Source organism: Ramlibacter montanisoli (genome assembly GCF_013087525.1).
GTDB classification, from domain to species: Bacteria; Pseudomonadota; Gammaproteobacteria; order Burkholderiales; family Burkholderiaceae_C; genus Ramlibacter; species Ramlibacter montanisoli.
Map to the genome: position 1 here is coordinate 2,726,899 of NZ_JABFCS010000001.1, position 19,439 is coordinate 2,746,337.

Annotated in this window: 21 protein-coding genes, 2 tRNA genes and 1 pseudogene; 13 read left to right on the forward strand and 11 right to left on the reverse strand. The window is 70.1% G+C overall.

Annotation, left to right across the window (positions count from 1 at the left end; translation table 11 throughout):
- Positions 1-125: 125 nt before the first annotated feature.
- From HK415_RS13390 to HK415_RS13435, 13 genes and pseudogenes are all read left to right on the forward strand, one after another.
- Positions 126-368: a thioredoxin domain-containing protein gene (locus HK415_RS13390; protein ID WP_171560034.1), complete on the forward strand. Its 243-nt coding sequence runs from the start codon at positions 126-128 to the stop codon at positions 366-368.
- A gap of 625 nt (positions 369-993) precedes the next feature.
- A complete protein-coding gene (locus tag HK415_RS13395; protein WP_171560036.1) occupies positions 994-1,782 on the forward strand; it encodes a sensor histidine kinase in 789 nt (262 codons plus the stop codon).
- A 4-nt stretch (positions 1,783-1,786) separates the two neighbouring features.
- The gene (locus HK415_RS25150; protein WP_253261878.1) at positions 1,787-2,134 is read left to right on the forward strand and encodes a response regulator; all 348 of its coding nucleotides are present in this window, start codon (positions 1,787-1,789) and stop codon (positions 2,132-2,134) included.
- A 56-nt stretch (positions 2,135-2,190) separates the two neighbouring features.
- On the forward strand, positions 2,191-3,198 hold the full coding sequence (locus HK415_RS13400; RefSeq protein ID WP_309246689.1) for a sigma-54 interaction domain-containing protein: 1,008 nt from the start codon (positions 2,191-2,193) through the stop codon (positions 3,196-3,198).
- Between the two features lie 43 nt (positions 3,199-3,241).
- Positions 3,242-3,736: a tetratricopeptide repeat protein gene (locus HK415_RS13405; RefSeq protein WP_171560039.1), complete on the forward strand. Its 495-nt coding sequence runs from the start codon at positions 3,242-3,244 to the stop codon at positions 3,734-3,736.
- Between the two features lie 22 nt (positions 3,737-3,758).
- Positions 3,759-4,094 carry a c-type cytochrome gene (locus tag HK415_RS13410; RefSeq protein ID WP_171560041.1) on the forward strand — a complete coding sequence of 112 codons (336 nt, stop codon included), beginning with the start codon at positions 3,759-3,761 and terminating at the stop codon, positions 4,092-4,094.
- A complete protein-coding gene (locus HK415_RS13415; protein ID WP_171560043.1) occupies positions 4,094-5,182 on the forward strand; it encodes a ligand-binding sensor domain-containing protein in 1,089 nt (362 codons plus the stop codon). Before HK415_RS13410 ends, HK415_RS13415 begins: the two co-directional genes overlap by 1 nt.
- Before the next feature lie 34 nt (positions 5,183-5,216).
- Positions 5,217-5,513: a hypothetical protein gene (locus HK415_RS13420; RefSeq protein WP_171560046.1), complete on the forward strand. Its 297-nt coding sequence runs from the start codon at positions 5,217-5,219 to the stop codon at positions 5,511-5,513.
- Positions 5,483-5,650, forward strand: a complete 168-nt coding sequence (locus HK415_RS25155; protein WP_253261879.1) for a hypothetical protein — start codon at positions 5,483-5,485, stop codon at positions 5,648-5,650. Before HK415_RS13420 ends, HK415_RS25155 begins: the two co-directional genes overlap by 31 nt.
- Positions 5,638-6,492, forward strand: coding sequence for a ligand-binding sensor domain-containing protein (locus tag HK415_RS13425; RefSeq protein ID WP_309246690.1), 855 nt, complete (start codon positions 5,638-5,640; stop codon positions 6,490-6,492). Before HK415_RS25155 ends, HK415_RS13425 begins: the two co-directional genes overlap by 13 nt.
- 155 nt (positions 6,493-6,647) lie before the next feature.
- Positions 6,648-7,655 (forward strand): annotated as a pseudogene (locus tag HK415_RS25160) (cation:proton antiporter domain-containing protein); the annotation flags it as partial.
- Between the two features lie 170 nt (positions 7,656-7,825).
- Entirely contained in the window at positions 7,826-8,284 is a 459-nt protein-coding gene (locus HK415_RS25165; RefSeq protein WP_309246691.1) for an NAD-binding protein, read from the forward strand.
- Between the two features lie 29 nt (positions 8,285-8,313).
- A complete protein-coding gene (locus HK415_RS13435) occupies positions 8,314-9,537 on the forward strand; it encodes an MFS transporter (protein ID WP_171560049.1) in 1,224 nt (407 codons plus the stop codon).
- 196 nt (positions 9,538-9,733) lie between these two features.
- Here the strand turns inward: HK415_RS13435 and HK415_RS13440 are convergent, their stop codons facing one another.
- The 11 genes from HK415_RS13440 to HK415_RS26405 all read right to left on the reverse strand — a co-directional run bounded on the left by HK415_RS13440 (position 9,734) and on the right by HK415_RS26405 (position 19,438).
- Positions 9,734-11,440 (reverse strand): response regulator, encoded by a 1,707-nt coding sequence (locus tag HK415_RS13440; RefSeq protein WP_171560051.1) that lies wholly within the window; start codon positions 11,438-11,440, stop codon positions 9,734-9,736.
- The gene (locus HK415_RS13445) at positions 11,341-13,089 is read right to left on the reverse strand and encodes a PAS domain S-box protein (protein ID WP_171560054.1); all 1,749 of its coding nucleotides are present in this window, start codon (positions 13,087-13,089) and stop codon (positions 11,341-11,343) included. The genes HK415_RS13440 and HK415_RS13445 overlap by 100 nt, the downstream gene beginning before the upstream one ends.
- 4 nt (positions 13,090-13,093) lie before the next feature.
- Positions 13,094-13,660 (reverse strand): CHASE domain-containing protein, encoded by a 567-nt coding sequence (locus tag HK415_RS13450; protein WP_171560057.1) that lies wholly within the window; start codon positions 13,658-13,660, stop codon positions 13,094-13,096.
- Positions 13,661-13,752: 92 nt separating this feature from the next.
- Positions 13,753-13,829: transfer RNA gene (locus HK415_RS13455), tRNA-Asp, on the reverse strand.
- 70 nt (positions 13,830-13,899) lie between these two features.
- A tRNA-Glu gene (locus HK415_RS13460) sits at positions 13,900-13,975 on the reverse strand.
- A 135-nt stretch (positions 13,976-14,110) separates the two neighbouring features.
- Positions 14,111-15,493, reverse strand: a complete 1,383-nt coding sequence (gene gltX / locus HK415_RS13465; protein WP_171560059.1) for a glutamate--tRNA ligase — start codon at positions 15,491-15,493, stop codon at positions 14,111-14,113.
- Complete coding sequence (locus tag HK415_RS13470; protein WP_373684586.1) at positions 15,490-16,653, reverse strand: O-succinylhomoserine sulfhydrylase; 1,164 nt, start codon at positions 16,651-16,653, stop codon at positions 15,490-15,492. Before HK415_RS13470 ends, gltX begins: the two co-directional genes overlap by 4 nt.
- Positions 16,654-16,707: 54 nt before the next feature.
- Entirely contained in the window at positions 16,708-18,216 is a 1,509-nt protein-coding gene (gene purF / locus HK415_RS13475; protein ID WP_171560062.1) for an amidophosphoribosyltransferase, read from the reverse strand.
- An 18-nt stretch (positions 18,217-18,234) separates the two neighbouring features.
- On the reverse strand, positions 18,235-18,723 hold the full coding sequence (locus HK415_RS13480) for a CvpA family protein (protein WP_171560064.1): 489 nt from the start codon (positions 18,721-18,723) through the stop codon (positions 18,235-18,237).
- Positions 18,723-19,175, reverse strand: coding sequence for an SPOR domain-containing protein (locus tag HK415_RS26400; RefSeq protein WP_309246839.1), 453 nt, complete (start codon positions 19,173-19,175; stop codon positions 18,723-18,725). The genes HK415_RS13480 and HK415_RS26400 overlap by 1 nt, the downstream gene beginning before the upstream one ends.
- Positions 19,172-19,438 (reverse strand): hypothetical protein, encoded by a 267-nt coding sequence (locus tag HK415_RS26405; RefSeq protein WP_309246692.1) that lies wholly within the window; start codon positions 19,436-19,438, stop codon positions 19,172-19,174. The genes HK415_RS26400 and HK415_RS26405 overlap by 4 nt, the downstream gene beginning before the upstream one ends.
- Position 19,439 lies beyond the last annotated feature (1 nt).

Here is a 19,439-nt window from a genome sequence, read left to right on the forward strand (position 1 = left end):
GGCCCGGCGCCCTCGGCGCGTCCCCGTCCCCGGCTGCCCACCCTGCAGGTGCGCGACTTCTCCGGGGCGCAGAAGACCATCGTCGGCGCCAGCGGCCGGCCGCAGGTGATCAACATGTGGGCGCTGTGGTGCCCCCGTGCCGCGCCGAACTTCCGGCGCTGGAACGGCTGGCCGACGACCTGGCGCCGCAAGGCGTCGCCGTCAGCGCGATCGCGCTGGAGGACAACCTGTCGGCCGTGCGCGAATACCTGGCGCGCTACGCCGCGCGCCTGCCCGGCGCCGTGCTGGCGCCCAAGCTGCCGGTGGTCAGGAGCTGGAGCTCGACGCGCTGCCGCAGACCTTCCTGGTCGATGCGCAGGGCGGCGTGATCGCCGCCTGGATCGGCGCCCGCGACTGGGATGCGCCCAAGGTGCGCAGCCAGCTGCTGGCCAGCCTGAAGACCTGACGTGGACGCCGCCGTCTCCACCGCCGACCTCGCCGCGCAGCTGCCGCCGGCGACGCCGCCGCCGCCGCGGCGACGCGTTTCGCTGCGGGCGATCGGCGTGCTGGCGATCGCCGGCCTGATCGTGCTGGCCACCGTGATGGTCGCCTCCGCCCTGCTGTTCCGCGGCGCCGTGCAGGACCACCTGCAGGGGCTCGAGGAAGCGCACGCGCGCTACGGCGCGCTGCAGCAGCAGCGCCTGGAGTCCGCACGCGCCGGCGCCGACCGGGCCGCGCTGGAAGACCTGGACCTGCAGCTGCGCGACGCCTGGCAGCAGCGCGAGCGCCAGCTGGCGACCACGCGCCACTACATCGACGGCAGCACCGTCACCATCGCCTCGCTGGCCTGGCTGGGCATCACCTCGATCGGCGCGATGGCGCTGCTGTTCTTCTCCCGCCTGGCCAGCGACATCGCCGCCGCCGTACGCGCGCGCGCTGGCCATCGTCGTCGGGGATCGCAGCCCGGGCACGCCGCTGGCCCGGCGCGACGAACTCGGCGAGCTGTCGCAGGCGGTGGACGACCTGGCCCAGGCGCTCGGCAAGCGCGAGCAGGAGCTCGCGGTGGAGCGCCGCCACGTCATGCACCAGGAGAAGCTGGCCACCATCGGCTCCATGGCCGCCGGCGTCATCCGCGAGATCGGCAACCCGATCGCCGCCATCGACGGCTATGCCCGCGCCATCATGGAAACGCGCGGCGCGCTGTCCGCGGCGCCCTCGCCGATGGACGAGGACGGCAGCGACGTGCGGCCCATCCTGCAGGAAACCGCCCGCCTGATCGCGATCACCCGCGAGATCTCCGGCCTGGCCGCCGCGCCGGTGGCGAAGTGGCAGCTGGCGAGCGTCAACGAGATCGTCACCCAGACGCTGGGGCTGCTGCGCTACGAGCCGCGGCTGGAAGACGTGAAGGTCACGACCGCGCTGGACCCGCAGCTGCCGGCGGTGATGGGCTATGCCGACCGCCTGGTGCAGATGCTCAGCAACCTGGTGATCAACGCGGCCGACGCCACTGCGACGCTGCCGCCCCACAGCGGGCGCATCCACATCGCCACCCGGCAGGCCGAGGGTGGCGTCGAGCTGACCCTGGACGACAACGGCTGCGGCATGAGCCCCGAAGTGCTGGCCCGCGCCTTCCAGCCCCTGTTCACCACCAAGCCGGCCGGCCGCGGCACCGGGCTGGGCCTGCCGCTGTGCCGCTCGGTGGTGGAGACGCACGGCGGCCGCATCGCCCTGGCCCCGCTGGCCGGCGGCGGCACCCGCGCCACGGTCTGGCTACCTCTCGACCGGAGCGAGCCGCTAAACTAGGGGAATGAGTTCCTCGCTGCAGATTCTGGTCATCGACGATGAACCCGCGATCCGCCAGATTCTTGCCGCCACGCTGACGCGGGCCGGCCACGCCGTCGAGACCGCGGGCAGCGGCCGCGAAGGCCTGATGCGGCTGGCCAAGGGCGACGTCGAAGTCGCGCTGTGCGACATCAACATGCCGGACCTGACCGGCATCGAGGTGGTGCGCGAGGCGCGCACCGCCGGCGTCGACACCACCTTCATCATGATGACGGCCTTCTCCTCCGTGGACACGGCGGTGGAGGCGATGAAGGCGGGCGCCACCGACTACATGATCAAGCCGCTGCGCTCGGAAAGCTGCTGCAGCGGCTGACGCAGATCGCCGACCTGCGCGGCCTGCGCGGCGAGAACGAGGCCCTGCGCAAGCTGGTGGTGGGCCGCAGCGACGACCGCTGCCCCTCGGTGTCGCCGTCCATGAAGCAGCTGGACCGGCTGATCGCCAAGGTGGCGCCCACCGACAGCACCGTGCTGATCACCGGCGAGAGCGGCACCGGCAAGGGCGTGATCGCCCGCTCGATCCACCAGCAGAGCCAGCGGGCCAGCGCGCCCTTCATCCCGGTGAACTGCGGCGCCATCCCCGAGAACCTGCTGGAAAGCGAATTCTTCGGCCACACCCGCGGTGCCTTCACCGGCGCCGACCGCGCGCGCAAGGGCCTGTTCCTGGAAGCGGACCGCGGCACCATCTTCCTCGACGAGATCGGCGAGCTGCCGCTGGAACTGCAGGTCAAGCTGCTGCACGTGCTGGAGGCGCGCGAGGTGCGCCCGCTGGGCAGCGAGCAGGTGCGCAAGATCAACGTGCGCATCATCGCGGCCACCAACCGCGACTTGAAGCAGATGGTCACCGAAGGGCGCTTTCGCGAGGACCTGTTCTTCCGCATCAGCGGCTTCCACGTGACGGTGCCGCCGCTGCGCGAGCGCCGCGACGACATCCCGGCCCTGATCCGCTACCTGCTGGCGCGCGGCGGCGACCGCTTCGGCGTGCAGGGCAAGCTGAGCCTGGACGGCGAAGCCGAGGAACTGCTGGTGAGCTACGACTGGCCGGGCAACGTGCGCGAGCTGGAAAACGTGCTGCAGCGCGCCACCATCCTGGCCGAGGACGGCCGCATCACGGTGGCCGACCTGCCGCCCAACATCACGCCCTCGTCGCCGGCCGGCGCGGCCGCCCCGGCGTCCACCGGCCGCGGCCTGCTGCGCGAGCAGGTGCGCGACTTCGAGCACGGCCTGATCGTGCGCGCCATCGAGGACTGCGCCGGCGACCGGCGGCAGGCGGCCCAGCGGCTGGGCATCGGCCTGTCCAGCCTCTACCGCAAGCTGGAAGAGCACGAGCAGGCCCAGGCGGACCAGCCCCCGAGTAGGCGGCAGCACGGGCCGGCCTGACGGGGGTCAGTCGGACTGGTCCGGTTTTTGCAGAAAGGGAGGCATGAACACCTCTCGCCCCACCCTCTTCGTCCGGTGCACCCTGTGGATGGGTGCGCTGTTCGCCGCCGCCGCGGTGTCCGCCGGTCCCGCCGAGGACGTCAAGGAGGCCGACGTGGCCTTCCAGGCGGGCGACGTCTCCACCGCAATGTCCCTGCTGCGCAAGGCCGCCGACCAGGACCACCCGCTGGCGCAGGCGCGCCTGGGCGACCTGCTGCGCGCCGCCGAATTCGAGTCCGAAGCCATCGTCTTCTACAAGAAGGCCGCCGACAAGGGCGAGCCGGCCGGCGAAGTCGGCCTGGCCCGGGCGCTGGCCGACGGCGCCGGCATCAAGAAGGACCCGGCCCAGGCCCTGGAGCTGTATCGCAGGCCGAAGCGAAGAACTACGGCCCGGCCCATGACATGCTGGCCCGCGCCTACCGCACCGGCACCCTCGGCCTGCCCAAGGACCTGGAAAAGGCCAAGGCGCACGACCAGAAGGCGAAGGAACTGGGCGTGAAGCCGCGCATCGAGGCCAGCCGATGATCCCGAAACTGGCGCTGCGCCCCGGCACATTCCCGCGAACGGGAATCCTGCTGGCCGCCGTGCTGGCCTCCTGCGGCGGCAGCGCCCTGGCGGCCGACATCAACAAGGGCGGCACGCTCTATGCAACGCACTGCGCCGCCTGCCACGGCGCCAACGGCACGCCCGTGATGCCGGGCACCCCGAATTTCCGCCGCATGGAATCGCTGATGAAGCCGGACATGCAGCTGCTGACCGTGATCCGCAACGGCAAGGGCGTGATGCCCGGCTATTTCGGCGTGCTGCGTGACCGCGAGATCCTGGACGTGGTGGCCTACCTGAGGACCCTGAGCTGATGACGAGAACAACGAGCATTTCGCGCCGCGCCGCCCTGGCGTTCGCGCTGGCGGCAAGCGCCACCGGCGCCCTGGCGCAGCAACCGGCGCGGCCGGCCGGCCCCGGCGGCTGGCGCGTGATCGATTCCTTCGACGTGGGCGAAGGCGTGTACGTGCGCGCGCTCAAGCTGGAAGCCAAGCGCAACGTGATGTGGGTGGGCACGTCCTCGGGCGTGCACGAGGTCGACCTCAAGACGATCAAGCCCACCAGCACCTTCACCCGCAAGGAAGGCCTGGCCAACGAATACGTGTTCGCGGTGGGCGTGGACCACCAGGACAACAAGTGGTTCGGCACCAATGCCGGCGGCGTCTCGCGCTTCAAGGACGGCCAGTGGAAGACCTTCTTCCCGATGCACGGCCTGGCCGACTACTGGGTCTACTGCTTCGCCAGCCAGAAGGACGGCACGCTGTGGATCGGCACCTGGGCCGGCGCCAACAAGGTCGACCCCAAGACCGGCAAGTTCACGACCTACGTGCGCGAGCTGATCAACGAGTGGGTGTACGGCCTGGGCGTGGACGCCAAGGACCGCGTGTGGTTCGGCACCGAAGGCGGCGTGTCGATGTTCGACGGCAAGACCTGGAAAAGCTGGACCCACAAGGACGGCCTGGGCGCGCCCAACAGCGACCAGCTCGCCTTCAGCACCAACACCGGCCTGGGCACGCGCTCGCGCCACGACCTGGCCACCATGAACGAGGGCAAGGCCACCTACAACCCGAACTACACCTTCGCCATCCATGTCGATCCGCAGGACCACGTGTGGGCGGGCACCTGGGGCGGCGGCGTCGCGAAGTTCGACGGCAGCAAGTGGACCAACCTTTCGGTGAAGGACGGCCTGGCCGGCAACATCGTGTATTCCATCACCCAGGGCAAGGACGGCGCCTACTGGTTCGGCACGAACCGCGGCGTGTCGCGCTGGGACGGCAAGCGGTTCCAGAACTTCGGCAAGAAGGAAGGCCTGCTGGAAGAGAACGTCTATGCCCTGGCCATCGCGCCCTCGGGCGAAGTCTGGGTCGGCACCCGCAAGGGCGTCACCCGCATCGGCCGCTGAACGCGGCCACCGACCCCACACTGAGGAGATCGCAATGCAGTTCAACCACAAGGCCATCGCAGTCCTGGTCATCGCCATGGGCGGCGTCATCGCCGGCGCCTACACGCTCGGCAAGGGTGCGGGCAACGCGCCCGCCACCGCAGCCGCTCCCGCCGGTTCCGTCGCCGCCGCCATGGGCGGGCAGGTCGCGCAGGCCGCGCCGGCCGGCAACATCCAGGCCCCCGCGGGCCACCCGCCGGTGGCCGAGGGCGGCGCGCCCCCACCGAAGGCAAGGTCAAGATCGACCCGGCCGCCAAGTTCGTGCACTTCCGCGTCGGCCAGCGCAACGTGAAGGACATCTTCACCGAAGGCAACGTGGTGTGGGTCGGCACCTCGGGCGGCGTGATCCGCTACGACACCAAGACCGACGACTACAAGCTGTTCGACACGCGCGCGCGGGCCTGCTGTCCAACGGCGTGTTCCACGTGAGCCGCCTGGACGGCAAGGTCGCCATCGGCACCTACGGCGGCGGCCTGTCGCTGATGGACGAGGCCACCGGCAAGATGGAGACCTTCAACATCCCCGAAGGCCTGGGCGACGCGTTCGTCTACGACCTGATCAAGACGAAGAACGGCGACGTGTGGATCGCGACCTGGTCGGGCGTCAACCGCATCAAGGGCGGCAACCTGAAGGACAAGAAGGCCTGGGAACTGCACACCGTCGCCTCCACCAAGGGCGGCCTGCCGAACGACTGGGTGTACGGCCTGGCCGAGGGCAAGGACGGCGTCGTGTGGCTGGCCACCGAAGGCGGCCTGGCGCGCTACGAGGCGGGCAAGTGGGACAACTGGAACCACGCCAAGGGCCAGGGCGCGCCCTACGAAGTGGTGAAGGACAACCTGGGCTTCAAGAACGACCCGTCCAAGGTCTCCAGCCACCACGCGCGCCAGAAGCAGGAGATGGGGCTGCAGGGCATCGACACCGCCTACAACCCCAACTACATCGTCGCGATCAACGCCGATCCGGACGGCTCCGTCTGGGTGGGCACCTGGGGCGGCGGCCTGGCCCATTTCGACGGCAGGAAGTTCACCAACTACACCACCAAGGAAGGCCTGCCGGGCAACCACGTGTTCATGCTGCATCGCACGCCGGGCGGCGAGATGTGGGTGGGCACCAACGCCGGCATGGCGCGCATGAAGGGCGGCAAGTTCGAGACCGCGCTGACCACCACCGACGGCCTGTTCTCCAACACCGTGTTCTCGATGGACACCAGCAGCGACGGCACGCTGTGGGTCGGCAGCTTCGGCGGCGTCTCGCGCCTGGCCAAGCGCTGATCGCTCGTTTGCATCCCGCAAGGCCCGGCAATCCCGGGCCTTTTTCTTGACCCCATGGACCACGCGGCCCCCTGCCCTTCCTGCGCGAGACCCTGCTGTTCCTCGCGCTGGCCGGCGTGCTGATCCCGCTGCTGCAGCGCTTCCGCATCAACCAGGTGATCGGCTTCCTGGCGATGGGCGTGCTGCTCGGCCCCTTCGGCGCCGGCAGCTTCGTGCAGCAGTGGCCGCTGCTGCAGTGGGTGAGCTTCCCGCGCGAGCAGGGCGTGCACGCGCTCGGCGAGCTGGGCGTCGTGTTCCTGATGTTCCTGATCGGGCTGGAGATGTCGCTGCCGCGCGTGTGGGCCATGCGCGGCTGGGTGCTGGGCATCGGCAGCGCGCAGGTGGTGCTGAGCGCGCTCGCGATCGGCGCGCTGGCCTTCGCCTTCGGCAACCGGCTGGACGTCTCCATCGTGCTGGGCCTGGTGCTCTCGCTATCGTCCACCGCGGTGGTGATGCAGCTCCTGGCGCAGAAGCGCGCGCTGCCCACGCCGCTCGGGCAGGCCTGCTTCTCGGTGCTGGTGCTGCAGGACTTCGCGGTCGTGCCCTTGCTGATCATCGTGGACCTGCTGGGGCGCGACTCCGGGCAGGGACTGCTCGCCCAGCTCGGCGCGACCGCCGCGATCTCGGTGGGCGTGATCGCGCTGATCCTGCTGGCCGGACGCCATGCGCTCGGCCCGGTGTTCCGCACGCTGGCGCGCGGCCGGCAGGCGGAAGTGTTCGTGGCCCTGACGCTGCTGCTCGCGCTGGGCATCGCGAGCGCCACCGCCGCCGCCGGACTGTCGATGGCGCTGGGCGCCTTCCTCGCCGGCCTGCTGCTGGCCGAAACCGAATACCGGCACGAAGTGGAAGTGACCATCGAGCCCTTCAAGGGCCTGCTGATGGGCCTGTTCTTCATGACCGTGGGCATGGGCATCGACCTGCGCGAGCTGGCCCGCGATCCGCTGTGGCTGCTGGCCTCGGTGCTGGGGCTGCTGGCGATCAAGGCGCTGCTGGTGACGGCGCTGTTCCGCTTCCGCGGCCTGTCCTGGGGCAACGCCGTGCAAGGCGGCCTGCTGCTGGGACAGGGAGGCGAGTTCGCCTTCGTGGTGGTCGGCGCAGCCATGGCCAGCGGCCTGCTGGCAGCGCGCATCGGCCAGTTCATGCTGCTGGTGGTGAGCCTGAGCCTGGTGCTCACGCCGGTGTTCGCGCGCATCGGCGAGCGCGTGGGCCGCTGGCTGGACGAGCGGGGCGAGGCGCCCTCGCAGCTGGCGCCGCGCCGCGGCGGCGGCGGGACCTGGCGGGCCAGGTCGTCGTGGTGGGCTTCGGCCGTGTCGGCGAACTCCTGGGCCGCCTGTTCGAGCAGCAGCGGGTTCCGTATGTGGGCATCGACCACGATGCGGACCGCGTCTCCGCCCTGCGCGCGCAAGGCATGCCGATCTACCTGGGCAATGCCGCGCGTCCCGAGCTGCTGCACAAGCTGGCGCTGGAGCACGCGGCCAGCCTGGTGGTCACCATGGACGCCCCGGAAGTCGCGCGCCTGGTGGTGCAGGCCGCGCGCCGCCAGTACCCCGAGCTGCGCATCTACGTGCGCTGCCGCGACGAGCAGCACGCCAGCGACCTGCGCGCGGCCGGTGCCACGATGGCGGTGCCCGAGATGCTGGAGGCGGGCCTGCTGCTCGGTTCGCTGGCGCTCAAGTCGATCCGCCTGCCGGAAGGCGACGTCGCCGCGGCGGTGGACGCCGAGCGCGAGCGGCGCCACGCACGCTTCCGCTAGCGCGGCTGCGGCACAGGTATGCTGCACCGATGCCCGCCGCTGCCGTTCCGCGCCGCATCCTGCCGGTGATCGTGCTTTCGCAGTTCGCGGGCACCTCGCTCTGGTTCGCCGTGAACGCGGTGCTGCCCGACCTGCAACGGTCCTGGGCCCTGCCTCCCGATGCACTGGCCTCCCTCACGTCCTCGGTGCAGCTCGGGTTCGTGGCCGGCACGCTGGTGTTCGCGCTGCTGATGCTGGCCGACCGCTTCCGTCCCACCCGCGTCTTCCTCGCCTGCTGCCTGCTCGCCGGCGCCTGCAACGCGGCGATCGCGGCGCTCGACGGCCAGTACGGGCTGCTGCTGGCGCTGCGCTTCGCCGTCGGCTTCCTGCTGGCCGGCATCTATCCCGTGGGCATGAAGATCGCGGCCAGCTGGTACCGCGAAGGACTCGGCGCGGCGCTCGGCGTACTGATCGGCGCATTGGTCGTGGGCACCGCGTTGCCGCACGGCCTGCGGGCGCTGGTGGGCGACGGGCAGGCGCTGCCGTCCGTGGGCGGGCTGCTGCCCTGGCAGGCGGTGGTGCTCGCCGTGTCGCTGCTGGCCGCCGCAGGAGGTGTCGCCACGGCCTGGCTGGTGCCCTCGCCGCCGGCCGGCAACGGGGTGCCGGTGCGGCCGCGCGCGCTCGCCGCGATCTGGTCCGAGCCCAGGCTGCGCGCGTCCGTTTTCGGCTACTTCGGCCACATGTGGGAGCTGTACACGCTGTACGCGCTGCTGCCGGTGATCATCGCCACGCGCTTCGCGGCGGGCGAGGTGAGCATGCTGGCCTTCTGGGCGATCGCAGCCGGTGCGCTGGGATGCGCGGGCGGCGGGCTGGTCGCGCGGCACGTGGGCAGCGCGCGCGTGGCGCAGTGGCAGCTGGCGGCCAGCGGCCTGTGCTGCCTCGCTGCGCCCTGGCTGCTGGTGGCGCCGGAGGCGGTGTTCGTCGCGTGGCTGCTGCTGTGGGGCGTCACGGTGGCGGGCGACTCGCCGCAGTTCTCCGCGCTCACCGCGCGCAATGCGCCACCGGCCGTCGTGGGCAGCGTGCTGACCTTCACCAACTGCATCGGCTTCGCGATCTCGGTGGCCAGCATCGAGCTGTTCGTGCGCCTCGCGCAGGTGGTGCCGCTCGCCGGGGTGCTGCCCTGGCTGGCGATCGGGCCGATGCTGGGGCTGGCGGCGTTGCGGCCGCTGGTCCGGCTGCATCAGGAACCCCGGAACAGGGCCGTGCGTTCCTGATGCGTTGCATCCGTCGTAACAAACCCGAACAGAGTCAGCTTCGGACAGCAGGTGCCCGCCGAAGCAGCACCGGGTCCCAGCCCAGCACCGGCGCGGCCCCGCGCGGCGTTCCACATGCTTGTCCACAGCGTTCTCCACCGAAGCTGTGGGGAGGGGGCGGATCGGCTTGTGGTAGGCAAGCGCGCCGCAACCGCGCTCAGATGTAGCGCTGCAGCGCGCCGCGCGTGCGCGTGAAGCGCATTTCCAGCTCCTCCACCAGCGCGGGCAGCGGAGCGGACTCTCCGCGCTGCACCGCGTGCTCGATGCGGTAGCAGACTTCGGCCACGGCCTTGGCACCCAGGCTCGCGCTGGTGCCGGCCAGCTTGTGCGCGCGGCGGCCGACCTCGGCGCTGTCGCCCGCATGCAGGTGCTGCTTGACGGCGCTGATGGCCCCGGGCGTTTCGTTCAGGTAGTCGCCCAGCAGGCCGCGCAGGATCGATGGCGAATCGGGATCGTCGAGCGCCGCCAGTTCCTTGAGGATCGCCTCGTCCAGCAGCCCTTCGGATTCGCCCTGCGTGCGCTGGCGGTATTGCGGCGACCAGCGCTCGATCAATGCCTGCACCGACACCGGCAGGATCGGCTTGGCGATGTAGTCGTCCATGCCGGCGTCGAGGCAGCGCTGGCGGTCCTGCGGCAGCGCGTTGGCGGTCATCGCCACGATGCGCGGCCGGCGATGCGGCGGATACATGGCGATGATCTGCCGCGTGGCTTCCAGCCCGTCCATCACCGGCATCTGCAGGTCCATGAACACCAGGTCGTAGCGCTGGTTGCGCACCTTCTCCACCGCGACGGCGCCGTCTTCGGCCACGTCGCAGGTGTAGCCGAACTTGCGCAGCATGTTCACCGCCAGCTTGCGGTTGATCTCGCTGTCCTCCACCACCAGGATGTGCATCGGCAGCCGCTGGGCCAGGCCGTGGTCGATCATCTGCGCGGGCGAAGGCGCCGGCGCCGCGCGGCGCTGGTGGATCACCTCGTCGAGCACGGTGAACAGGCGCGAGTGCTTCACCGGCTTGGACAGCGTGGCGGCGAACAGCCGGATCGCGCCCTGGTCGCGCGCGCCGCCCGGCGAGGACGACAGCAGCACCAGCGGCGGCGCGGCGTCGCCGCGCTGCGCGGTGATGGCGCGGGCCAGCTGCAGGCCGTCCATGTTGGGCATGTGCAGGTCCAGCACCGCGGCGTCGAAGGGCCCCTCGGCCTCCAGCAGGGCCAAGGCGTGCGTGCCGCGGCTCGCGCAGGCGACCTCCATGCCCCAGCGCGTGCATTGCGTCTTGAGGATCTGCAGGTTGGTGGGGTTGTCGTCCACCAGCAGCACCTTGCGGCCCGCGAGTTCCGGTGCCCGGCTGGAGCGGTACTGCGCCGTCGGCACGTTCTGCGCGATCCCGGCTTCCATCGTGAAGGAGAACACCGAGCCCTTGCGCTCCTCGCTCTCCACGCGGATGTCGCCGCCCATCAGCCGCACCAGGCGCGCGCTGATCGCCAGCCCCAGGCCGGTGCCGCCGTACCTGCGGGTGGTGGACGCGTCGCCCTGCGAGAAGGCCTTGAACAGGTGCTCCAGGTGCTGCGGCGGGATGCCGATGCCGGTGTCGCGCACCGCGAAGCGCAGCTGCACGCGTTCGCTGTCGCGCTTGAGCACGCTGGCGGTCAGGCAGACCTCGCCGACGTCGGTGAACTTCACCGCGTTGGACAGCAGGTTCACCAGCACCTGGCGCAGCCGCGTGCTGTCGCCCACCAGCCAGTGCGGCACGTTGTCCATCAGCTCGTACATCAGGTCGATGCCCTTGTCGGCGGCGCGCGCCGCCACCAGGTCGAAGGCCTCCTCGATGCACACGCCGACCTCGAAGGGGCGCTGCTCCAGCTCCAGCATCCCCGACTCCGTCTTGGAGAAATCGAGGATGTCGTTGATGGTGGACAGCAGCGCGTCGCCGCTGGTGTGGATGGTCTGGACGTAGGAGCGCTGTTCGGGGTCCAGGGGGTGTCCTCCAGCAGCGCCGTCATGCCGATCACGGCGTTCATCGGCGTGCGGATCTCGTGGCTCATGTTGGCCAGGAAGGTCGCCTTCGCCTCGGCCGCCTGCAGCGCCTGTTCGCGCGCCGCGACCAGTTCGGCCTCGATGCGCCTGCGCTCGACGATCTCTTCTTCCAGCGTCTTGTTGGTCTCGGTGAGGACCGCCGTGCGCTCCTGCACGCGCTGCTCCAGCAGCGCGCGCTCCTGCTGCAGCGCCTGCTCGGCGCGCTTGCGTTCGGTGACGTCGCGGAAGATCCCGAGGTAGCGGTCGCCGCCCAGGTCCACCGCGTTGATGTCCACCACGAAGCGCTGGCCGCCGCGCTTGCACAGCACCACCTCGCCGGTGGCGCGGCCCTCGGTGGCGGCGCGCTGGAAGTGCGCCATGCCCGCCTCGCGCTCCGGGCCGTCGGGCGGCAGCAGGTCGGCGATCGACATCTGCAGCAGCTCGTGCTCCGTATACCCCAGCATCTCGGCGGCGGCGGGATTGGTCTCCAGGTAGCGGCCCTGGCCGTCGGCCACCAGGATGCCTTCGAGCGACTGCTCGATGTACGAGCGCAGCTTGCGCTCGCTGGCGCGCAGCGCGAGCTCGCTGGCCAGGCGTTCGGTCACGTCGCGCAGCACGCCGCAGAAGAAGCGCTCGCCGTTGACCGGCATCTCGCTCACGCCCAGGTCCAGCGGCATGCGCGAGCCGTCCTTGCGCAGGCCGGTGACCAGCCGGCCGATGCCGATCACCTTGGGCGCGCCGCCTTCCAGGTAGTTGTGCAGGTACTGGTCGTGCTGCTCATGGTCCGGCGGCGGCATCAGCATGTTGACGTTGCGCCCGACCACCTCGCCGGCGCGCCAGCCGAAGATGCGTTCGGCCGCCGGGTTGAAGCTCTGGACGATACCGCGCGCGTCGATGGTGATGATGGCGTCGAGCGCGTGGTCGAACACGGCGCGCATGCGCGCCTCGCTCTCCGCGTGCTGCTGCAGCGCGCTGCGCAGCGCGCCGGTGCGCTGGTCCACCAGCGACAGCGCGCGCACCCGCAGCCCGGCCACCACGCCCAGCAGCCCCGCCATCAGCCCGCTGATCACGAAACCCAGCGCCAGGATGACCCAGGACTGGTCGCCGCCGAGGCTGCTTTCGAAGCGCGGCAAGGCGATGAAGTCCATGGACCAGCGGCGCTGGCCGAACTCGAGCTGCGCGCTGCGGCGCATCCGCCCTTCCTCGCGCCAGTCGGCCTTCTGCAGCTCGGTGCTGGTGAACACGGGCACCGGGCCGTCGCGCACGCGCAGGCCGATCACCGCCGCATCGGGGCCCAGCGCGGACTGCAGCAGCAGCACCGGGTCGAAGGCCTCCACCAGGTAGCCGGTGAGCGTCGACAGGCGCGCGTGGGCCGTCGGCGGCACGGCGCCGCCGGCGTACACCGGCACGATCAGCGCCCAAACCTGGCCGCCCTGCCCCTTGGGCGAGGACAGCGTCAGCGGGCCCGCCATCACCATGTTGCCGGTCTGCACCGCGCGCATCATCCCGTCACGCGCCGTGGTCCTCCTGCAGGTCGAGGCCGAGCGGCCTGCGGTCCTGCGTGCCGAAGGCGCGGAAATAGGCCAGCGGGTAGTACTCGGCGCGCTGCTCGTTGGCGCGCACCCCGTAGGTGGCGAGGCCATCGGCGCGGGCCAGCCGCTCGTGGGTCTCGCGGTCGGCCGCCGGCACGCGCTGCGCGAAGCCCAGCCACAAACGCCCCGGCGAGCGGGTGCCGCTCTCCATCACGTTGAAGTAATCGCGCCACTGGGCCCGGCTGATGCCGCCGCCGACGCTGAAGAGCGCGGCCACCGAGCGCAGCAGCACCTCGTCGGCTTCCAGGGCATGCCGCATGTCGCCGACGATGCGGATGGTGCGGTACTCGAAGCGGCGCAACTCCGTCTGCCGCGCGAGGTTGCGCGTGACGTCCCAGGACAGCAAGGTCACCAGGATGCCCACCACCAGCACCACCAGGACCATGCCCAGCGGGCGCAGCATGCGGCCGGGCCGGCTTTCCTGCGTGGAGGCACCGCCGGAGGCGGTCAGTTCGGTGGGCGCGTCGTGGGGGACGGAAGACATGGTCGGGCGAAACAGCCGCGTAGCGTAGCACCTGCGCCGTGGCGCCCCGGAAACAAAAAGGCCCCGCTGCGGACAGCGGGGCCTTCGATGCTTGGCGGAGTGGACGGGACTCGAACCCGCGACCCCCGGCGTGACAGGCCGGTATTCTAACCAACTGAACTACCACTCCACGTGGCCGCAGCGTCCGCTCTTGCGAGCCGAGGGCTGCTGCCTCGTTGCCTGGCCGACTTGCGTCAACTTGGCGACCCTACGGGGATTCGAACCCCGGTACTCACCGTGAAAGGGTGATGTCCTAGGCCTCTAGACGATAGGGTCAAAACCTGGACTGCCGACAACCTGTTTGGTGGAGGTAAGCGGGATCGAACCGCTGACCTCTTGCATGCCATGCAAGCGCTCTCCCAGCTGAGCTATACCCCTGCAGGTGTCGAGCCTCGCATTATATGTCGATTTTCAGGCCGACCGCAGGCGGTCCAAAACTTTGTCGCGGACAGACAGGCTCAAGACAGCATCCAGGGAGGGCGTCTGCGCCGTCCCCATCACCAGCACCCGCACCGGCATGGCCAGCTGCGGCATCTTGAGGCCGGTGGCACGCAGGGTCTCCTTGACCGCCTCCCCGATGGCTTCCTTGGTCCACGGGCAGCCTTCCAGCATCTTGGCCAGCATCGCGATCGCCGGGCGCACGCCGTCGGTGATGTGCTTGGCAGCCTCGTCGGCATTGGGCGTGACGTCGCCGTAGAAACGCTGCGCCCAGTCGGCCAGCACCAGCGTGGTGTCGCAGCGGTCCTTGAACAGGCCGCAGATGGCCGGCAACCGGTCGTCCGTGGTGACGCCGCGCTGCTTCAGCAGGTCGCCCACCAGTCCTGCGAGCGTCGCGTCGGGCGTGGCCTTCATGTGCTGCGCGTTCACCCAGCGCAGCTTGGCGTCGTCGAACTGCGCGGCGCTCTTGCCCAGGTGGTCGAGGTCGAACCATTCGAGGAACTGCTCGCGGCTGAAGATCTCGTCGTCGCCGTGCGACCAGCCCAGGCGCGCCAGGTAGTTCACCACGCCATCGGCCAGGTAGCCTTCGTCGCGGTACTGGGTGACGGGCTTGGCGCCGTTGCGCTTGGACATCTTCTCGCCCTGCTCGTTCAGCACGGTGGGCAGGTGCGCGTACACCGGCGGCTCCTTGCCGAGCGCGCGGAAGATGTTGATCTGGCGCGGCGTGTTGTTCACGTGGTCGTCGCCGCGGATCACGTGCGTGATCTCCATGTCGATGTCGTCCACCACCACGCAGAAGTTGTACGTGGGCGTGCCGTCGGGGCGCGCGATCACCAGGTCGTCGAGCTCCTCGTTGCTGATCTCGATGCGGCCCTTGACCTTGTCGTCCCACACCACCGAGCCGCCGATCGGGTTCTTGAAGCGCCACACCGGCTGCACGCCTTCCGGAACGGGGGCAGCTGCTTGCCCCGGCTCAGGCCGCCAGGTGCCGTCGTAGCGCGGCTTCTCCTTGTTGGCCATCTGCCGCTCGCGCAGCGCGTCGAGGGCCGCGACGCTCATGTAGCAGGGATACACCAGGCCTTGCTGCCGCATCTGCGCGATCACTTCGCGGTAGCGGTCCATGCGCTGCATCTGGTAGAACGGCCCCTCGTCGGGATCCAGCCCGAGCCAGCGCATGCCTTCCAGGATGACGTCCACCGCGGCTTGCGTCGAGCGCTCCAGGTCGGTGTCCTCGATGCGAAGGATGAAGGTGCCGCCCTGCGAGCGCGCGAAGGCCCACGGATACAGGGCGGAACGGATGTTGCCGAGATGGATGAAGCCCGTCGGCGACGGGGCGAATCGGGTGCGTACTTTCAAAGCTTGTCCAGGCCGCGCGAGAGGTCGGTCTTGATGTCTTCCACGTGCTCCAGGCCCACGGCCAGGCGGATCAGGCCCTGGCCGATGCCGGCGGCCTGGCGCTGTTCCTCGGTGAGGCGGCCGTGCGAAGTGGTGGCGGGATGCGTGATGATGGTCTTGGTGTCGCCCAGGTTGGTGGCGATGCTCATCACCTCCGAGCTGTCGATCACCGCGAAGGCGTTGCGGCGCAGCGCGTCGGGGTCGTTGCCGCGCACGTCGAAGGACAGCACGGCGCCGCCCACGCCCGACTGCTGGCGCATGGCCAGCGCGTGCTGCGGATGCGACTCCAGCCCCGGGTAGTACACGCGCTTCACGGCCGGGTGCGATTCCAGGAAGCGGGCGATCGCCAGCGCATTCGCGCTTTGCGCCTGCATGCGGATGCCCAGCGTCTCCAGTCCCTTGAGCACCACCCAGGCGTTGAACGGCGACAGCGTCATGCCGGCGGTGCGCACGATGGGCGCGAACACGTCGACGATCCATTTCGAGGGACCGCAGATCGCGCCGGCCATCACGCGGCCCTGGCCGTCGAGGTACTTGGTGCCGGAGTGGATGATGAGGTCGGCGCCCAGTTCGGTGGGACGCTGCAGCGCGGGCGAGCAGAAGCAGTTGTCCACCGTCAGCAGCGCGCCGGCGCCGTGCGCCAGGTCGGCCAGCGCCCGGATGTCGCACACGTCGGTCAGCGGATTGGTCGGCGTCTCGGCGAACAGCAGCTTCGTGTTGGGGCGCATCGCCGCCTTCCACTCCTGCAGCTCGGTCTGCGACACGAAGGTGCTCTGCACGCCGAACTTGCCGAACTCCTTGGCGAACAGGTTCATCGTCGAGCCGAACACCGAGCGCGAGCAGACCACGTGGTCGCCCGCCTTCAGCACGCCCATGCACAGCAGGAGGATGGCCGCCATGCCGGTGGCGGTGCCGATCGCGGCCTCGGTGCCTTCCATCGCCGCCAGCCGCTGCTCGAAGCTGCTGACCGTGGGATTCGACGTGCGGCCGTAGGTGTAGCCTTCCTGCGGGTTGGCGAAGCGGTGCGCCATCGTCTCGGAGTCGGGCTGCACGAAGCCGCTGGTGAGGAACAGCGCCTCGGAGTTCTCGCCCCACTGGCTGGGAGGCAGCGCAGTGCGCACCGCGAGCGTGTCGCGGTGCAGGCCGGGGGCAGTTTCTTCTTCTCGGTCAAGGGATCAGGCTTCCTGGGGATTCGGGATCGCGAGGCGCGTGGTGTTCTCTTCCAGCGGGTCTTCCTGGCCGATGCGCGCCTCGTTGATGCGCGCGATGTCCTCGGCGTTGATGTCGCCGGTGACGTACACGCCGTCGAAGCAGGACGCGTCGAAGCCCTGCAGCTGCGGGTTGAGCTTGCCGATGGCGTTCTTCATGCCTTCCACGTCCTGGTAGATCAGCGCGTCGGCCCCGATGATCTCGCGAACTTCCTCGACCGTGCGCCCGTGCGCGACCAGTTCGGACGCCGTCGGCATGTCGATGCCGTAGACGTTGGGGAAGCGCACCGGCGGCGCGGCGCTGGCCATGTAGACCTTGCGGGCGCCGGCGTCGCGCGCCATCTGCACGATCTCGCGGCTGGTGGTGCCGCGCACGATGGAGTCGTCCACCAGCAGGACGTTGCGGCCCTTGAATTCGCTGGTGATCACGTTGAGCTTCTGCCGCACCGACTTCTTGCGCACGGCCTGCCCCGGCATGATGAAGGTGCGGCCCACGTAGCGGTTCTTCACGAAGCCCTCGCGGTAGGGCAGGCCCAGCAGCTGCGCCAGCTGCATGGCGCTGGGACGGCTGGATTCCGGGATCGGGATCACCACGTCGATCTCGTTGGGCGGCACGGTGGAGATCACCCGCTTGGCCAGCGTCTCGCCGAGGTTCAGGCGCGCCTGGTAGACCGAGATGCCATCGAGCTCGGAGTCGGGGCGTGCAAGGTAGACGAACTCGAAGATGCAGGGCGACAGCTGCGTGTGTTCGGCGCACTGGCGCGTGTGCACGTTGCCCTTCATGTCCACGAACACCGCCTCGCCCGGCGCGATGTTGCGCTCGAACTTGTGGCCGGTGCCTTCCAGCGTGACCGACTCGCTGGCGATCATCACGGTGCCGTCGGCGCCGCGGCCCATGGACAGCGGCCGGATGCCGTAGGGATCGCGGAAGGCCAGCAGGCCGTGGCCGGCGATCAGCGCCACCACCGCGTACGAGCCCTTGATGCGGCGATGCACGTTGCCCACCGCGGCGAACACGTCCATGGGCGTCAGCGGCAGGCCGCGCGTGGTGCGCTCCAGTTCATGCGCCAGCACGTTCACCAGCACCTCGGTGTCGCTTTCGGTGTTGATGTGGCGGTGGTCGGCCGAGAACAGTTCGGCCTTGAGCTTCTGCGCGTTGGTCAGGTTGCCGTTGTGCGCCAGCGTGATGCCGAAGGGCGCGTTGACGTAGAAGGGCTGCGCCTCTTCCTCGCTGTAGGCGTTGCCGGCCGTGGGATAGCGCACCTGGCCCAGGCCCGCGGTGCCCGGCAGCGCGCGCATGTTGCGGGTGCGGAACACGTCGCGCACCATGCCCTTGGCCTTGTGCATGAAGACCTTGTGGCCCTGCAGCGTGACGATGCCCGCAGCGTCCTGGCCGCGGTGCTGCAGCAGCAGCAGCGCGTCGTAGATCAGCTGGTTGACCGGGCCCTGGCTCACGACCCCCACGATTCCGCACATAGAAGACTTCCGTTTCCTTCAGGCCGGGAAATACGCCCCGACACGATCCGGCACCACCGGCTTCAAACCCCGCAAGGCCGCCGTTGCCACGCCGGCCGTCACCGATTCCGTCCACCACAGGCTGCCCTGCAGCTTGACCAGGTGCACCAGCACCGCCACCGCCAGCACGGCGAGCACGCCGCGCACCATCCCGAACACGCCGCCGAGGACCCGGTCCACCGGCCGCAGCCCCACGGCCTCCACCAGCTTCTTCGTGAGCCAGGCCACCAGGCCGCCCGCGAACAGCGCCGCGATGAACACCACCACGAACCCGGCAGCGTACTGGATGGATTCGCCCGCGCGGCTCAGCGGCATCAGCGCCGCGGCCCGCGGCGCCAGCCACTGCGCCAGCACGAAGGCCGCCAGCCAGTTCATCACCGACAGCACCTCGTACACGAGGCCGCGCCACAGGCCCAGCAGCACGGACGCCGCCAGCACGGCCACCACCACCCAGTCCAGGACCGCCACTACAGTGTGAGGACGGCGGCGGGCAAATCCAGCCCCTTGATCTTCTGGGCCGCCTTGTCGGCTTCGGCGCGGGAGGCGAACGGGCCGGCGCGCACGCGGATGCGGGTGCCGTTCTTCGTTTCGGCGACGTTGGTGTAGTTGCGCAGGCCCGCGCGCTCCAGCTTCTGCTGGGCCTGCCGCGCCTTGTCCTTTTCGGCGAAGGCGCCGACCTGCACCACGTAGCGGCCGCCCGAAGCGGCATCGACCGACTTCGCGTCCTGCAGGGCCTTGGCCTTGGCGGCTTCGGCCGCCTTGGGTTCAGGCCTGGGTTCGGGCTTGCTTTCCACCTTGGCTTCCACCGGCGCGGGCGGCTCCGCCTTGGCGACCGGCGCCGGCGCCGCGACGGGCTCCGGCTTGCTCTCGGTGATCACGGGCGCGGCAGGTGCAGGTGCAGGTGCGGGCGCCTGCGTCACCTTGCCGGAGGCCTGCGGCAATTGCGGCGGCGCGAGCGGCTTGACCTTGTTGCGGTCGGGGATCTCGATGGGGATGTCGACCGCGACCGGGCGCGGCTGCGTGTCGAACAGCAGGGGAAGCCGATGACGCCGGCGAGCACCAGCACCACGGCGCCGATCAGGCGGTGGCGCGCGCGCCGGCGCATCACCTCGATGCTCTCGGCGGGGGAGGCCGCGGCCACCGGCTCGTCGACCTTTTTCTTGCGCAACTTGAACAAGGCCATG

Excerpts from the sequence above, each read along its gene's own strand:
- HK415_RS25150 (WP_253261878.1), top strand. The coding sequence starts at position 1,787 with ATGAGTTCCTCGCTGCAGATTCTGGTCATCGACGATGAACCCGCGATC.
- HK415_RS13405 (WP_171560039.1), top strand. The coding sequence starts at position 3,242 with ATGAACACCTCTCGCCCCACCCTCTTCGTCCGGTGCACCCTGTGGATG.
- HK415_RS13410 (WP_171560041.1), top strand. The coding sequence starts at position 3,759 with ATGATCCCGAAACTGGCGCTGCGCCCCGGCACATTCCCGCGAACGGGA.
- HK415_RS13415 (WP_171560043.1), top strand. The coding sequence starts at position 4,094 with ATGACGAGAACAACGAGCATTTCGCGCCGCGCCGCCCTGGCGTTCGCG.
- HK415_RS13420 (WP_171560046.1), top strand. The coding sequence starts at position 5,217 with ATGCAGTTCAACCACAAGGCCATCGCAGTCCTGGTCATCGCCATGGGC.
- HK415_RS13435 (WP_171560049.1), top strand. The coding sequence starts at position 8,314 with ATGCCCGCCGCTGCCGTTCCGCGCCGCATCCTGCCGGTGATCGTGCTT.
- HK415_RS13440 (WP_171560051.1), bottom strand. The coding sequence starts at position 11,440 with ATGCTGGAGCTGGAGCAGCGCCCCTTCGAGGTCGGCGTGTGCATCGAG.
- HK415_RS13445 (WP_171560054.1), bottom strand. The coding sequence starts at position 13,089 with ATGATGCGCGCGGTGCAGACCGGCAACATGGTGATGGCGGGCCCGCTG.
- HK415_RS13450 (WP_171560057.1), bottom strand. The coding sequence starts at position 13,660 with ATGTCTTCCGTCCCCCACGACGCGCCCACCGAACTGACCGCCTCCGGC.
- purF (WP_171560062.1), bottom strand. The coding sequence starts at position 18,216 with ATGTGCGGAATCGTGGGGGTCGTGAGCCAGGGCCCGGTCAACCAGCTG.
- HK415_RS26405 (WP_309246692.1), bottom strand. The coding sequence starts at position 19,438 with ATGGCCTTGTTCAAGTTGCGCAAGAAAAAGGTCGACGAGCCGGTGGCC.